This is a genomic window from Hymenobacter psoromatis, from assembly GCF_020012125.1.
Taxonomy (GTDB): Bacteria; Bacteroidota; Bacteroidia; order Cytophagales; family Hymenobacteraceae; genus Hymenobacter; species Hymenobacter psoromatis.
Map to the genome: position 1 here is coordinate 885,152 of NZ_JAIFAG010000001.1, position 14,245 is coordinate 899,396.

The window sequence follows — 14,245 nt, forward strand, 5'->3', positions numbered from 1 at the left end:
CTTTTAGCTCTACACTAGAATTAAAAGCTAGTCCCCCCTCTCTTTTGGAGAGGGGGCTAGGGGGTGAGGCGAACGCGGAGGGCTACCCCCTCTTCTCCGTCCTTATCGCCGCCCGCGACGAGGCCGCCGCCCTGCCACACCTGCTGCAAGCCCTGCGAAATCAATCCCTACCCCCTCGTTCTTTCGAGGTGCTGATTGCCGATGACCACTCGGCCGACGGCACCGCCGCGCTGGTGCGGGCTGCCACCAAAAGTGCCCCATTTGCCCTGCGGCTCATCGCCCTATCCCCCGGCCATACTGGCAAGAAAGCCGCCCTCACCGCCGCCGAGGCGCAGGCCCGTGCCCCTTGGGTCGTCTGCACCGATGCCGACTGCCGCCCCGGCCCCGGCTGGCTCCGGGCCTACGCCGACCTGCTGCGGGCCCAGCCAGCGCTGCACTTCGTGAGCGGGCCGGTGCGGCTCACGCCGGGCGGGGCGTGGTTCGATGGGCTGCTGGGGCTGGAGTTTGCCGGGTTGGGAGGGGTAGGGGCAGGCTGCATCGGGCGGGGCCGGCCCACCATGTGCAATGGTGCTAACCTGGCCTTCCGGCGCAGCACCTTCCGCGTAGTGGGCGGCTACCTCGATAACCAGGGAATTGCGAGCGGCGACGACGAGTTTCTGCTCCACAAAATGCACCAGCGCCACCCCGCCGGCATCCGCTTCCTGGCCGCGCCCGAGGCCGTGGTAGACACGCCCGCGCCGGCCACGCTGCGGGCGCTGCTGCGGCAGCGCGTGCGCTGGGCCAGCAAGTACCCGCACTACCGCACCGCCGCCCCGCGCCAGCTGGCGCTGCTGGTGCTGGGCACTAACCTGAGCCTGGCCGCCGGCCTCGGGCTGGCCCTGGTCCGGCCGGCGCTGTGGCCCTGGGTAGGGGCCGCCTGGGCCCTTAAGCTGAGTGCCGATGCCTGGCTGCTATGGCCGTTTTTGACCCTATTAAAGCGCCGCCGCTGGCTGGCCTGGCTGCTGCCTTTGCAGCTGCTGTATGCGCCCTACGCGCTGGCCGTGGGCCTGGCCGCCCGGCGCGGCCGCTACGCTTGGAAGGGCCGGCAGGTGCGGTAAAATGCAGGCGTTGTTAATGCATGAATATTTACTGAAAAAATAAGCTTTCCAGCAAGCAAAAGCTGGCTTGAGCGGTTTTTAGTCAGGACCTTTGCGCTCACCTAACTTCTTCGCTGCCATGCGAACCAACCCGGCTGCCTTCGCCCTACCCCTCGGAATGGGTCTGATTGTATTGTTGATAGGTTTTTTGGCGTTGAGCGCGGCGGGATTAGTGAGCGTGGGGCCAGCAACAGAGGTAACCGCTGGTATGCCCGTTGATAGTCTGGGTGAAAGTTCAAGAATAATTGCCAGCGCTGAATCGCGGCCCCTACCCCCCGTTTCTTTTCCAAATGGAGAAGCCATTGTGACTGGCGACGCGCTTTTCAAAAACAATTGTGCCCAATGCCACGCCGTCAATGACAAAGTAGTGGGCCCGGCGCTGGCCGGCATCACCAAGCGTCGCCGGCTGCCGTGGCTAGTTTCCTGGGTCCACAATTCGGCCAAAGTCATTGCCAGCGGCGATGAATACGCCTTGAAACTCTACGATGATAACGGCCAGCAACAAATGCCTTCTTTCCCAAATCTTTCGACCAAGGAAATAGCCGGCATACTTGCTTGGGTAGAGTGGCAGGAAAGCCAGGCAAATTCGGCCGGCGCAGTAGTTACGGTGAGCTGCTCAAGCCCCTACGCGAGATAAGGTCGCCCCGCAAATACCGCCGGCACGGGAGCCGCCTGCTAAATTATTCCTGGTAGGATATTTTTTACTTCCGGAAAAATATCCTACCACACTGGTAGGATATTTTTCCGGAAGTAAAAAATATCCTACCAGAGGCTACTGCACCAGCACCAGCACCGAGTAGCCCGGCACGGCCACACCGCCCGCCTCGGCGCGTAGCGTTTCCAGCCCGCTCTGCTTGATTTCCAATCCGCGCAGCACCACCTTGTAGCTGCCGGATGGCACGGACACGGTCGCCGGCTGGCGCCCGCCGTTGAACAAGACGGTGATGGTCTGCCACACGTCGCCGCCGGCGTGGTCTTTCAGCTGGTAGCCGATGGTGCCGGGGGGTAGGCCGGGCAGAAATTCGAGGTGCTGGGCAATCAATTCCTGGGTGGGCAGGCGGAAGGCCGGGTGCGCCCGGCGCAGCGCCAGCAGCTGGCGGTAGAACGCGGCCACGGCCTGGTACTTCGCCTTGCGGCCCCAGTCGAGCTGGTTGATGCTATCGGGCAGGTTGTAGGAGTTAGATGAGCCTTTTTTGGTGCGCAGAAAGTCGTCGCCAATCGGTAAAAACGGCACGCCCTGCGACGTGAATACGATGGTGTTGCAGAGCGCATCCATCTTAATCAGCTCGTCCTCGCTGGCCGTGGGGTTGGCGATGCGCAGCTTGTCCCACAGCGTGCGGTCGTCGTGGCAGGCCACGTAGTTGAGGGCCTGGCCGGACTGGCTGGCCCAGGGCGCTTGGCTGTAATTGACTTTTTGATACTCAATTTGCGGATGCTGAGTAGCGGCCACAATGCCGAATTTCACGCTCTCCTCCAGGCCCGGCTGGCCGCCCACGAAGCCGGCCTCGGCCTGGTGGGCGTAGTGGCCCTTCACGCCATCGCGCAGCTCATCGCCGAAGGCCGCGATGCGGGCCAGGCGGGGCATGTTGGCCTTCACGGCGCGCTGGCTCTCGGGCAGCGGGCTGGGGCCGGCCGCCCAGCCTTCGCCGTACACAAAAATGCCGTGGTCTTGCTGGTCGAGGGCCACGCGCACGGCCCGCATCGTCTCGATATCCAGCACGCCCATGAGGTCGAACCGGAAGCCATCGACGTGGTAGGCGCGGGCCCAGTGGCTCACGCAGTCCACGATGAGCTTGCGCACCATCGGGCGCTCCGAGGCCACTTCGTTGCCGCAGGCGGTGGCGTTGGAGAGTGAGCCGTCGGCATTGTGCCGAAAATAATAGCCCGGCACCAGCTGCTCAAACGCGCTGCTGCCCGCGTCGGCCACGTGGTTGAATACCACATCGGCCACCACGCCCAGCCGGTGCTGGTGCAGCGCCTGCACCAGCTGCCGAAACTCCCGAATGCGCACCGCCGGGTCCAGCGCATCGGTGGCATATGAGCCCTCGGGCACGAAATAATTCAGCGGGTCGTAGCCCCAGCTGTACCGCGCCGGGGAGGGGGGTAGGGATTCGTCAATCGCCGCGAAATCATTGACCGGCAGTAAGTGCACGTGCGTCACACCCAGCTCCTGAATGTGCTGCAAGCCCGTGCTCACGCCCTGCGGGCCGGCAGTGCCGGTTTCGGTCAGGCCCAGAAATTTGCCTTTGTGCTGAATCCCCGACTGCGGGTCGCTCGATACATCGCGCACGCTCACCTCGCCCACCATGATGTCAGTGGGGTGGGGTAGGCGCGGGCGGCGGTCGTCGGCCCAGCCGGCGGGCGCGGCGGTGGCCGGGTCGAGCCAGGCGCCGCGGCGGCCATTCACGCCCACGGCGCGCACGTAGGGGTCGGCCACTTCGGCCATTTCGCGGCCCCCAATGGTGGCCTGCACGGTGTAGAAGCCGGTGGTGCCGGCCGGCAGCACTAGCATCCAGGTGCCGCTGGGGCCGCGCTGCATGGCGTGGGTGGCGGTGGCCGCGCCGCCCGCGCCAGCCGCGTACTGGCGCAGGCGCAGTGCCCCGGCGGTGGGCGCCCACACCCGCAGCGTGCCCTGGCCGTCGTGGTCAAACGTCAGCCCCAAATCGGGTCCTTGGTAGAAGGGGTACTGGCTGAGGGGGTAGCGGTCGGCATCGGCCCCTTGCTCGGTAGCTGCGGCCTTGGTTTTAGTCTGGGCCAACGCAGCCGGGATGATACTGGAAAACACGCAAAGCAGGGGCAAAAGGCGACGAATCATGAAGGTAAAATAAGCGTGTCCGGCTGGTATTACGATTAACTCACGCTGGCTTCAGCTTCCGGAATCAGCCCGAGCCAACGCCACCCGACGATAACGGCCCATTGGTCTAGAAAGCCCCGCCGCCGGCCGAACAAAGCGCCTTGCCGGCTAAACTACTGACAACCTTCGCTGTCGAAACGAGCATCCTCCCGTTGGTTACCAATTCCTTTTTGCCATGACCACCGTGCCCCCGCCTACCCCCCTCCGCCCAGAAGCCGATTTTCTGGAGCTGCGCTACCGCCCCGACTTGCAGCTGCTGGTGGCGCGCTGGCGCCGGCCGGTATCGGCGGCCGAGCTGCGGCAGGGCTACCGCGCCACGCTGCAGCTGGCGCGCCAGGTAAACTGCCCGTTCTGGCAAGTCGATTTGCGCAGCCGCAACGCCCCCGACGCCGCCGACCGTCACTGGCTCACCACTGAGTTTCTGGTCCGCGCCGCCCAGCGCCTGTCTGGCCCCGTGTGCCTGGGGTATCTGCTCTCACCCAAGCTATTGGCCGAGATGGGCGGCCCCGCAGCCAGCAACAATCAAGTTGCTTTCTTCGCCGAAGAAGGGCCGCTCACGGCCTGGCTCACGCAGTGCCAGCTTTGCCATATAGGCCGTGCCGTGGCGTAACGGCAAAGAATGTCGTTGAATAAAAAAGAACGTCATGTCGAACGCAGTGAGACATGACGTTCTTTTATTCTCTGACGCTCGTTATTACCCCGCCGCTGGCAGCGTAAACGTGAAGCAGCTGCCCGCGCCCGGCTGGCTCTCCACCCACAGCTGCCCGCCCTGCGCCGTGATAAATTCCCGCGAAATACTCAGCCCCAGCCCCGAGCTGCCGCGCGCCTGCCCCGCTGGCCCCACTACCCCCCCAAACCGCTGGAAAATGCGCTGGTGAAACTCCTTCGCAATGCCCGGCCCCTCGTCCTCCACGCTCAGCTGCACCATCTCGCCCCACGGCACCGCCCGGATGGTGAGCGCCGCGCCGTGCGGCGAGTAGCGGATGGCATTGGAGAGCAAGTTGATTAATACCCAGGTGGTTTTCTCCACGTCGGCCTGGGCGGGGGGTAGGGGCTCGGCCAGGTGCACCACCAGGCGCAAGTCCTTATCGGTGAGCTGGGCGCGCACGATGTCGGTGGCGTAGCGCACCACCTCGGGCAGCGGCACGGGGGCCAGGTTGAGGCGAATTTCCTTGCCCGCGTCGAGCCGCGATACTTCAATGAGTTGGCCCACCATGCCCAGCAGCCGCTGGGTTTCGCCCCGGATGCCGCCCGCTATTTCCAGCCGCCGCGCCGCGTCGAGGCGCTCGTCCTGCATCAGCATCAGGCTCAGGTTGATGCTGGCCAGCGGCGTTTTCAGCTCGTGCGAAATGGTGGCTAGAAACTCCGACTTCACCTGGTCGAGGTTCTTGAAGGCCGACACGTCGCGCAGGCAAAAGACGTGGCCCGCCGGCACCGCCTTTTGCAGCTCCTCGTTCAGCTCTGTCACCTCACTCATTGTGAGCTGGTAATGCAGGTTTTCGCCGTGCGGCCGCACTGTGAATACCGGGCCCGCCGGCCGGCCGGCGTCGGCCGTATCGGGGGGGGTAGGGCTAGCGGCGGGCGCGTCGAGGGCGCGCAGCCACTCGCGCAGCATCTCGTTGTGCTGGGCCACGGCGGCGGCCGGCTGGTCGAGTAATTCCTTGGCGGGCTGGCCCAGCAGCAGGCAGGCCACGGGGTTGGCCAGGGCAATAATACCTTGGTGGTCAATGAGTAGCAAGCCCTCGTCGAGGCCGCGCACGAGGCTATCGGTGCGGTTGCGCTGCGTAATTAATTCGGCCAGGGTAGTGCGGCGCTCGTCTTCGGCCTGACGCAGCACCCGGTTCACGGCCGCCGCCACCGAACCCACCTCGTTGTTGCGCGTCACGGCCACGCGCGTCACGGGGCCGGGCGCAGCCACGCGCTCTACATCGGCGGTGAGGCGAGTGAGGGGGCGCGTCACGAGGCGCGGCAGCCGCACCATCAATACGATACCCAACAAAACGCTGATTACCAAGAATAAATACACCGCCCGCTGGGCCGCCAGCGCATTAGGCTGCTGCACGCCGGGTGCCTCCGTTTCGAGCCGGTGAATGGCGAGAATGACGTAACCGCCCAACCCCAGCAGCAGCCCCAGCATGAGGAAAACGCCCAGGCGAATTTGAATTTTTAAGGACATGGTGCGGGGTGAATAGTGGCAGCAGCTACGAGATACACAGGCTATCAGAGAAGTCGAAGGAACGTCATGCTGCATTGGACGGCTGCCTAGCTAAACCGCTGCATAGATAGCCAGCGCGGCAAACGAATTACAGGGCGCGCTATTCGGCAAAACAACGCAGCAATACTATTACTGCCGCCAAAAATCCCGCAGTAGCATTGTCCATCGCCTTTTCCCACCTTTCCGCCCGTTGGCCTTGCCCGTGAAAACCGCTCTTTTTTCCGCCCCGAACTACCGCCTGGCGGCCTGGGCCGCGGGCGTGCTGGCCCTGGCCCTGGGCGGGCAGCCGGCTTTTGGCCAGGCCGAAGTCACCCCCTGGGGCAATATCAACGGCCTGCGCGTGAGCGGGCAAGTGCTGGAGTTTGCGACCAGCCTGCAGCTGGTGCGGCCGGGCTGGGCCAGTGTGGTGGCCACCGCCCAGGAGCGGCAGCGCCCGCGCTACGTCCGCCAGGGTAACCAGCAGTTCATCACGACTCGCCTCGACAGCCTGGCCTTGGTCGAAACAGTGGAAGACCAAGGCCCCGGCCGGGCCACCGTGGCCATCGACGCCACCGCCCTGGCGGCTACCGACATGCAGGGCGCGTTTTTCAGCTTGGCCCTACCCCCCGTTCCCTACGCGCAAGCCACCGTGCAGCTGCTCGACGCCACGGGCCGGGTGCTGGCCGAGCAGCCGCTGGCTACCCCCGCAGCCAAAACGCAGGTGCCCGCCCGCCGAGTGCGCGTGGTGGCTGGCACCTACCAGGTGGAGCTGGCCTTTGCCGAGCCCACCCAAGTGCTCTTGCGCCGCCCGGAGGGGGGTAGGGAGACGGGCCCGTGCCGCCTCTACGTGCCCATTCAGCTGGGCGCGCTGGCCAAGGGCCAGGTGGCGCACCTGGCCTTTACCCTCAGCGGCAGCGGGCCGATTGACCGCGCGCCCATCCACCTCACGCTGAACCCGGCGCGGCCGGGCCGGCCATTCGCGGGCTTCGGCGGCAATTTTCGGCTGCAAAACCCCAAGGGCGACCCGCAGGTAATCGACTACTGCCTGCAACACCTGCGCCTGGCCTGGGGCCGCGTCGAGATGCCCTGGCAGCTCTGGCAGCCCGACCTGGCCCAAGACCCCACCGCCGCCGCCAACCAGGGCCAGCTGCACCCGCACGTGCGCGAATCGATGGAAATGGCCCAGCGCCTGAGCAAGAAAGGCATCCCGGTTATCGTCACGGCGTGGTCGGCGCCGCAGTGGGCCATTGTGGGGCCGCGCATTCGGGGTGGTGGGCCGGGGCCGGATGGCATCTGGGGCAACCCCTTGGATAAGAATACTATGCAGGCCAGCTACAAGTCCATTGCCGACTATCTCGTTTACCTAAAGGAAAAGTATGGGGTAGAGGCGACCATGTTCTCATTCAACGAGTCGGACCTGGGCATCAACATCCGGCAAACCGGCCCGGAGCACGACGAGCTTATCAAAGGATTGGGGGCGTATTTCGTAAGCAGGGGCCTGAAAACTAAGCTGCTGCTGGGCGATAACTCGGATGCGACTACCTACGACTTTATCTACCCCGCCCTGCGCGACCCGGCGGCGCGGCCCTACATCGGGGCGGTATCCTTCCACTCGTGGCGCGGCTGCGACGATGCCACCCTGGCCAAGTGGGCCGCCGCCGCCCGCGAAATCAACTTGCCCCTGCTGGTGGGCGAGGGCAGCATCGACGCGCAGGCCTGGGGCTACCCCGCCATTTTTGAGGAGCCCAGCTACGCCCTCCAGGAAATCACCCTCTACACCCGCCTGCTGGCCCAGTGCCAGCCGCTGAGCATTCTGCAATGGCAGCTCACCTCTGATTATTCGCCCCTGGCCGGCGGCGGCATCTACGGCAATCCCGCGCCGCTGCACCCCACCCAGCGCTTCTATAATCTTCAGCAGCTGGCTAATACGCCCCCCGACCTGGCCGCCCTGCCCCTGGCCGCCGACCGGCCCAATTTCGCCTGCGCCGCCCTCGGCAACCAAGCCAAGGGCCTCTACGCCCTGCACCTCGTCAACAACGGCGCGACCCGGCCCGTCACGCTCACCGGCCTGCCCGCCACCGTGAAAACCCTGCGCGTGTACGTCACCGATAAAACGCGGGCAGTGCAGGAAGGCCCGCGCCTGACGGTGGCAAAAGGCACGGCGCACTTCACGGTAGACGCGGGCAGCTACGTGACCCTGGAGAGCCGGTAGGGTAGGGATGACCTGCGCCGGGCGGCCCCGGTCAGTCCTCCAACCCGTACTCCTGGAGCTTCCGGTAGAGCGTCGTGAGCCCGATGCCCAGCCGCCGGGCTACTTCGGGCTTGCTGCCGGCTAGCTCCTCCATGAGGCGCTTGATATGCTTGGCTTCCAACGCGCGCAGGCTGTCATCGTCGGCGGCAAAAACCGGACGTGCCCCGCTTTGGAATTCTTCGGGCAGATAATCCAGGCTCACCAGCTCGCCAGCCGGGGCCAGGATGGCGGCGCGCTCCAGCACGTTCTTCAGCTCGCGCACATTGCCCGGCCAGGGGTAGGCTTGCAGCGCGGCTCCGGCCTCGGGCGCGAGGCCGGGCAAGCGCTTAGCCAGCCGAACGGCGAAGTGCCGCAGGAAAAAATCGGCCAGCAGCGGCACGTCCGTCGCCCGCTCTTTCAGCGAGGGCACCAGGATGGTAAACACCGAGAGCCGGTAGTACAAATCGGGCCGGAAGCGCCCCTCGGCCGCCTCCAGCTTGAGGTTGCGATTAGTGGCCGCCACCAGCCGCACGTTCACGCTCGTGGGCTTGGTGTCGCCAAGCTTGGTGAATTGCTGCATCTCCAAGACGCGCAGAAACTTAGCCTGCACATTCAGCTCCAACTCGCCGATTTCATCCAGAAATAAGGTGCCGCCGCTGGCTTCTTCCAGTAAGCCTTTCTTGTCAGTAAGCGCCCCCGTGAAGGCCCCTTTTTTATAGCCAAACAGCTCGCTTTCCAGCAAATCTCTGGGGAAAGCGCTGCAATTGACGGCCACAAAGGGCTTGCTTTTGCGGGCGCTGGCCTCGTGCAACGCTTGGGCAAATAGCTCCTTACCCGCGCCGGTGGGGCCTTCGAGCAGCACGGTGCTATCGGTGGGCGCCACCTGCCGGGCCAGGTGCTGGGCGCGGCGCAGGGCCGGCGCCTCCCCAATCATGCTCTCGAAGCTGTGGCGCTGGCCCACCCGCTTTTCCAGCTCGGCCACCCGGCGCTGGAGGCGGGCCTTTTCGGCGGCGCGCTCCACCACCACCACCAGCTGCTGCTCAAAATCGCCCTTGGTGAGGTAGTCAAACGCCCCCAGCTTCATGGCCTTCACCCCGTCGGGGATGGTGCCGAAGGCCGTGAGCAGCACCACTTCGGCCAGCGGCGCGGCAGCGCGGTAGCGGGGCAGCAGCTCCACGCCGTGGCCGTCGGGCAGCTTCACATCGCTGAGCACCACCAGCACCTCGGCCGCGTGCTGACTTAGCAGGGCCAGACCCCGGTAGGCGTCGGGCGCTTGCAGCACGGTGTAGCCTTCCAGCTCCAGCACTTGGGCCAGCAGCTGGCGCAAGCGCGCTTCGTCGTCGATGAGGAGCAGGGTTCCGGTGGGCATAGGGGGGTAGGGATGGCCGAATCAGGCCGCAAGTACGTAGTTTTGAAATATGCTAAAGCGCCTCCACCTCCAGAATTTCACCGTTTTCGCCGATGCCGACTTTGAGTTTGGGCCGGGGCTGAATGTGCTGGTTGGGAATAATGGGACCGGGAAGAGCCATGTGTTGAAGGTGGGATATGCGATGCTCGAAACACTCGCTAATCTCTCGAAAGGTAAAGTTGATGCTTTTGAGCTTGATTGGAGTACACAAAACTTTCGCACTTATTTATCTGAAAATTTAAAAGGTGTTTTTCAGCCGGAGCGTAATGAACTGGGCAAACTTAGTAGGTGGGAGGCGCAGAAAGTAACATCTATAATTGCTGAATTTAGCAACATAAATCAGTTGCAAATGAGTGTCGTTCTTCCTTTTCAGGATAGTTCGCTACAAGTTGTTCAAGTACAATCAATAGGTAACCAACCTAAACCGGACGAAGTAGAAAACCCTTTATTTATTCCAGCTAAAGAAGTGCTGACGCTAGCTTGGATTAGCAGACTAGATGAGCGATATAAATTGCCAATAGATATTACTTATCTGAATTTACTATCCTCGCTAAAACCGCTCGCGCTAAAACAGCCTAAAAAAGCTGCCGCAGAGTCTTTGGTTAAATTAGAAGATTTAAGTACCTGGCACGAATTAGTTTATGATAAAAGAAAGTCATGCTGAGCTTGTCGAAGCATCTCTATCGCGTAAGTAACCCCAACGTTTGCAGTTAGTTACGCGGTAGAGATGCTTCGACAAGCTCAGCATGACCACCTCCTTTAACATAAGTTATTTACCAACGGGTACTTACTAGGCGGTACGATAGAGCAATCAGGTGAACGCTTCTACCTCATACCTAAAGAGGGTACTTCAATAGAAATGAATTTAGTTGCTGAGGGAATTCGTAAATTTGCTATACTTTCTCAACTGCTGGCTAATGGTAAACTGACCCCTGAAACTACTCTTTTCTGGGATGAGCCCGAAGCCAACTTAAATCCCGCGCTTCTCCGAAAACTTGCCGCCATTTTAGCCGAACTTGCCCGCCAGGGATTCCAAATAATCCTGGCCACGCACAGCATGAGTTTGCTCAAAGCATTTCATATCCTATCGCGGCAGAAAGATGCCAAGGCGCTACCGATAAAGTATTTTGGGTTGAATGCTCGCCAAGGGGAGGCTACCACCGTAGTCACAACGGATAATTTCGAGTATTTGCCAGATGTGGTAGCACTGGAAGTTGAATTAGAACAGGCCGACGATTTAGAGGAGATTTTCGCCCGAGAAGACAGACAGTTTCATGCCGACAATAGAGGAGAAGAATAAGGAAACCGGTGAGGGACTCGCCTTTGATTTCCATCCAAATTGGCAAGTAGTTAAGTATGACCAACAGGAAAATTTAGCCGCGAATGCAGCAGCGAGTTTTTACCGGCAAGTGATTGAAAAAGGGGGTGTGCAGCGTGTTCAGGGAATGGATATTGTGTGCCGCTTGCCTACTGAAATTGAACAACTGCAATTCATCGAAATCAAAGATGAGCGCAAGCGTAACCCAGCGAAGAGTACAAGCAAACGGCATGACAAGCTTTACAAAGCAGTGTTACGCAAAACCATTGGCACCTTGGCGGGCCTAACCTTGGCCGAGCGGTTAGGCCATGACTCGTTGCGGCCGTTGGCTTGCCTGAGCAGGCAGCCTGCTATTGAGGTTATTTTATTTCTAGTTGAACCACCGCAATTGCCAGTGCCCGATGTAGGCAGCAAGCGGACGTTACGCCGCGTGGTTAGGCAGCAACGCAAAACCACGCTCGACCAACGATTGACAGCTAAATTGGAACAGTGGGGTCTGCCATTCAAGCTGTACAATCTCACCAACCGCCTGCCTCCCGACTGGCAGGTACGCGACCTCGCCTAGCTCCCCCGAACCTTGGTCTTACTCCCTTTCATAAACTAAGCTTTCGCGACTCCATGACCCTGCACTGGACCACTAAACCCTTTGAGGCCCTGACCCTGGCCGAACTCTACGCGCTGCTGCGCTTGCGGAGCGAGGTGTTCGTGGTGGAGCAAAACTGCCCGTTTCAGGATATGGACGGGCACGACCAGGCCGCCTACCACCTGCTGGGCCACACCGCGGCGGGCGAGCTGGCGGCCTACGCCCGGCTATTCGGGGCCGGGCGCAGCTACGCGCAGGTCAGCATTGGGCGGGTCGTGACTGCCCCGCGCTACCGGCGCGCCGGCCTGGGCCGCGAGCTGCTGCGCCAGGCCATTGGGGAGTGCGAGGCGCGGTTTGGGGTGCAACCCATCCAGATTGGGGCGCAGCAGTACCTGCGGGCGTTTTATGAGCGCTTTGGCTTCGCGGCGGAAGGCGCGGGGTATCTGGAAGACGGGATTCCGCATCTGCACATGGTGCGGGGGTAGGGAGGCGCGCCGACTCCAACTTTCAGTGGTAGCACTGATGCCGGGCGGGGAAGGCCCGGATACCTTTGCCCCGCTACTAAACGAGAATTGAAGGGATAGCAATAAGGTAATGGTAGCAAGGGCACGCCAGGCATACGCCGCTGTGCACGGGAGGAGAGCGGTGGGCTGGCGCTGAGTGCCAGCCAGGGATAGGTACGAAGCGCGAGAGGGGGTAGGGAACAAACTAACAAGACCGGCCCAAGGTGGCCACTGGCAGCGCGTGCCGTCGGCCCGCCCCACTTGGCTAAAGCAAATTGCAGGTCTTCGCCTGGCTAGTAGCGACGCAAAATAGGGCGTTGCTGCGGGCTGGCAGTGTGTTTCCCTTTTTCCACCTGTCATTCCACGTTGATGAACTTACTGTAATTCCCCGTCAACCCCACCAACCTGCGGGCAGTGAGTCGAAGTGCCCCTTTCAATCGCACATCCGCAAGGCGGGGCCGGCGTGCTGTGCGGGGGCGGTGCGGCGGTCGGGTGGCCCCCTTTCGCAATCTTATCCCCTGATTTTCAACTAATTTCCTACCCCCGCCATGCCAGTTGATGACAACCCGGCCACTTCGGTCAGCACTTCCTACGATGTATCTCTGGAGCCTCAGCCCGATAAGCTCAGCTGCTGGGCCGGCTCGATGGCCATGCTCGTCAGCTACCAGCGCCAGCAGTCCGTGGTGCCCGAGGCGCTGGCCCAGGAAGTGGGCCGCAGCCTGCGCACCTCCTACGGCTGGGACATGCTCGAAGCCGTGAAGGACCATTTTGGCTTTCAGGATATTGCTCTGCCCAGCAACGCCAGCCTCTACCCCGAGCCCCAGCAGTGGGCCGACTGGCTGAGCCAATACGGCCCGCTGTGGATAACTGTGGTGGGCGCGCCCTCGCACGCCATCGTGGTGAAGGGCATCGAGGGCGACCTCACCCCCGATGGCACCACGGTTAATATCCTGAATCCCTGGGACCTGAATACAGCTTTCGACAACGACCCGATTGACTTCAACCCGCCCAACAACGGGCTGGCCTACACCCAGTCGTTCGCCGATTTTGCGGCCAGCTTCGGCAACCTGGGCCTCGCTGACTACGGCGCGTGGCGGGTGCTGTACCTGCCCAGCGGCACGTAGCCGCCCGGCAGGGGGGTAGGGAATTATAGCGCCCGGATTTCCTGCTTCAGCTCGGCCACAAACTGCGTGAACTCGGGCTCGGCCTCCACGTCGGGGTGCCAGGCCAGGCCGCGCTGGGCCAGGTTGTACTGGTGGCGGGGGCTGATGGTGGCACCCGGCAGCAGCTGGCCGGTGGCGGGGTCGCGCTCGGGGGCCAGCAGCCAGAGCTGGTCGGCAAGGGCGGTGGTGGTCATGATGTCGTGCGAAACGATGAGCACGGTGTTCAGCTCGTGCAGCGTCGTGACCTCCACAATGAGCTTTTTCACCTCGTCAATCATCGCCACATCGAGGCCCGAAAACGGCTCATCAAGCAAAATTAAATGCTCGGAGCACAGCAATTGCTGCGCAATAGCCGCCCGCTGCCGCTGCCCGCCCGAGAGGTGGGCCGGGTACTTGCGGGCGTGCGCCGCCAGCCCAAAACGGCTTAGGTAAGCATCGGTGCGGGCTTTCGCCTCGGCCGGGTCGTGCTGGCGGCGGGCGGCCAGCAGCAGGTTATCCAGCAGGGTCAGGTGGTTGAAGAGGGGGTAGCGCTGCTGCACGTAGCCCACCGCGCCGGCCCGCACCGGCTGCTGGGCCTCGCCCACCCGCACGGTGCCGGTGCTGGGGGCCGCCAGCCCCGCCAGCAGCCGGCACAGCACCGACTTGCCCACGCCCGAGCGCCCGTAAATGCCCACCACCTGCCCCTGGTTGATGCCGGGCCGAATCACGTCGAGCACCTGTACATTAAGGTCACGCAGGATAACCTCGCTGCCAAATTGCATGGACACGTCTTGCAGCGTAAGCAGCGGGTCTTTGTAGGAGTGGGGTAGGGCGGTCATGGTAGGGGGTAGCGTGGACTCTGCGAGTCCGCGCGTGG

13 protein-coding genes are annotated in these 14,245 nt (G+C 62.5%); 9 read left to right on the forward strand and 4 right to left on the reverse strand.

What is annotated here, in order from left to right; translation table 11 throughout:
• The first annotated feature begins 44 nt into the window (after positions 1 to 44).
• Both LC531_RS03760 and LC531_RS03765 read left to right on the forward strand, forming a co-directional pair.
• The gene (locus LC531_RS03760) at positions 45 to 1,097 is read left to right on the forward strand and encodes a glycosyltransferase (RefSeq protein ID WP_223648989.1); all 1,053 of its coding nucleotides are present in this window, start codon (positions 45 to 47) and stop codon (positions 1,095 to 1,097) included.
• A gap of 118 nt (positions 1,098 to 1,215) precedes the next feature.
• Positions 1,216 to 1,773 (forward strand): c-type cytochrome, encoded by a 558-nt coding sequence (locus tag LC531_RS03765; protein WP_223648990.1) that lies wholly within the window; start codon positions 1,216 to 1,218, stop codon positions 1,771 to 1,773.
• 135 nt (positions 1,774 to 1,908) lie between these two features.
• On the opposite strand, the gene pulA is transcribed toward LC531_RS03765, so the two are convergent.
• A complete protein-coding gene (gene pulA / locus LC531_RS03770; RefSeq protein WP_223648991.1) occupies positions 1,909 to 3,951 on the reverse strand; it encodes a type I pullulanase in 2,043 nt (680 codons plus the stop codon).
• A gap of 214 nt (positions 3,952 to 4,165) precedes the next feature.
• Between pulA and LC531_RS03775 the strand changes: the two genes are divergently transcribed.
• On the forward strand, positions 4,166 to 4,600 hold the full coding sequence (locus LC531_RS03775) for a hypothetical protein (RefSeq protein WP_223648992.1): 435 nt from the start codon (positions 4,166 to 4,168) through the stop codon (positions 4,598 to 4,600).
• A gap of 84 nt (positions 4,601 to 4,684) precedes the next feature.
• Here LC531_RS03775 and LC531_RS03780 read toward each other — a convergent pair whose 3' ends face one another.
• A complete protein-coding gene (locus LC531_RS03780) occupies positions 4,685 to 6,166 on the reverse strand; it encodes a sensor histidine kinase (protein ID WP_223648993.1) in 1,482 nt (493 codons plus the stop codon).
• 241 nt (positions 6,167 to 6,407) lie between these two features.
• On the opposite strand from LC531_RS03780, the gene LC531_RS03785 reads away from it, so the two are divergent.
• A complete protein-coding gene (locus LC531_RS03785; RefSeq protein ID WP_223648994.1) occupies positions 6,408 to 8,396 on the forward strand; it encodes a glycoside hydrolase in 1,989 nt (662 codons plus the stop codon).
• Positions 8,397 to 8,427: 31 nt separating this feature from the next.
• On the opposite strand, the gene LC531_RS03790 is transcribed toward LC531_RS03785, so the two are convergent.
• On the reverse strand, positions 8,428 to 9,783 hold the full coding sequence (locus LC531_RS03790) for a sigma-54-dependent transcriptional regulator (protein WP_223648995.1): 1,356 nt from the start codon (positions 9,781 to 9,783) through the stop codon (positions 8,428 to 8,430).
• 49 nt (positions 9,784 to 9,832) lie between these two features.
• Here LC531_RS03790 and LC531_RS03795 point away from each other — a divergent pair, with 49 nt between their 5' ends.
• From LC531_RS03795 to LC531_RS03815, 5 genes are all read left to right on the forward strand, one after another.
• A complete protein-coding gene (locus LC531_RS03795; RefSeq protein ID WP_223648996.1) occupies positions 9,833 to 10,486 on the forward strand; it encodes an AAA family ATPase in 654 nt (217 codons plus the stop codon).
• Positions 10,487 to 10,654: 168 nt separating this feature from the next.
• Positions 10,655 to 11,122 (forward strand): AAA family ATPase, encoded by a 468-nt coding sequence (locus LC531_RS03800; RefSeq protein WP_418886494.1) that lies wholly within the window; start codon positions 10,655 to 10,657, stop codon positions 11,120 to 11,122.
• Positions 11,097 to 11,705, forward strand: a complete 609-nt coding sequence (locus tag LC531_RS03805; protein ID WP_223648997.1) for a hypothetical protein — start codon at positions 11,097 to 11,099, stop codon at positions 11,703 to 11,705. The genes LC531_RS03800 and LC531_RS03805 overlap by 26 nt, the downstream gene beginning before the upstream one ends.
• Positions 11,706 to 11,758: 53 nt before the next feature.
• Complete coding sequence (locus LC531_RS03810) at positions 11,759 to 12,208, forward strand: GNAT family N-acetyltransferase (RefSeq protein WP_223648998.1); 450 nt, start codon at positions 11,759 to 11,761, stop codon at positions 12,206 to 12,208.
• Positions 12,209 to 12,774: 566 nt separating this feature from the next.
• On the forward strand, positions 12,775 to 13,350 hold the full coding sequence (locus LC531_RS03815; RefSeq protein WP_223648999.1) for a papain-like cysteine protease family protein: 576 nt from the start codon (positions 12,775 to 12,777) through the stop codon (positions 13,348 to 13,350).
• 23 nt (positions 13,351 to 13,373) lie between these two features.
• On the opposite strand, the gene LC531_RS03820 is transcribed toward LC531_RS03815, so the two are convergent.
• Positions 13,374 to 14,207: an ATP-binding cassette domain-containing protein gene (locus LC531_RS03820; protein WP_223649000.1), complete on the reverse strand. Its 834-nt coding sequence runs from the start codon at positions 14,205 to 14,207 to the stop codon at positions 13,374 to 13,376.
• Positions 14,208 to 14,245: the final 38 nt, after the last annotated feature.

Coding starts and splice junctions, on each gene's coding strand:
- LC531_RS03765 (WP_223648990.1), top strand. CDS start 1,216: ATGCGAACCAACCCGGCTGCCTTCGCCCTACCCCTCGGAATGGGTCTG.
- pulA (WP_223648991.1), bottom strand. CDS start 3,951: ATGATTCGTCGCCTTTTGCCCCTGCTTTGCGTGTTTTCCAGTATCATC.
- LC531_RS03775 (WP_223648992.1), top strand. CDS start 4,166: ATGACCACCGTGCCCCCGCCTACCCCCCTCCGCCCAGAAGCCGATTTT.
- LC531_RS03780 (WP_223648993.1), bottom strand. CDS start 6,166: ATGTCCTTAAAAATTCAAATTCGCCTGGGCGTTTTCCTCATGCTGGGG.
- LC531_RS03790 (WP_223648995.1), bottom strand. CDS start 9,783: ATGCCCACCGGAACCCTGCTCCTCATCGACGACGAAGCGCGCTTGCGC.
- LC531_RS03795 (WP_223648996.1), top strand. CDS start 9,833: ATGCTAAAGCGCCTCCACCTCCAGAATTTCACCGTTTTCGCCGATGCC.
- LC531_RS03805 (WP_223648997.1), top strand. CDS start 11,097: ATGCCGACAATAGAGGAGAAGAATAAGGAAACCGGTGAGGGACTCGCC.
- LC531_RS03810 (WP_223648998.1), top strand. CDS start 11,759: ATGACCCTGCACTGGACCACTAAACCCTTTGAGGCCCTGACCCTGGCC.
- LC531_RS03815 (WP_223648999.1), top strand. CDS start 12,775: ATGCCAGTTGATGACAACCCGGCCACTTCGGTCAGCACTTCCTACGAT.
- LC531_RS03820 (WP_223649000.1), bottom strand. CDS start 14,207: ATGACCGCCCTACCCCACTCCTACAAAGACCCGCTGCTTACGCTGCAA.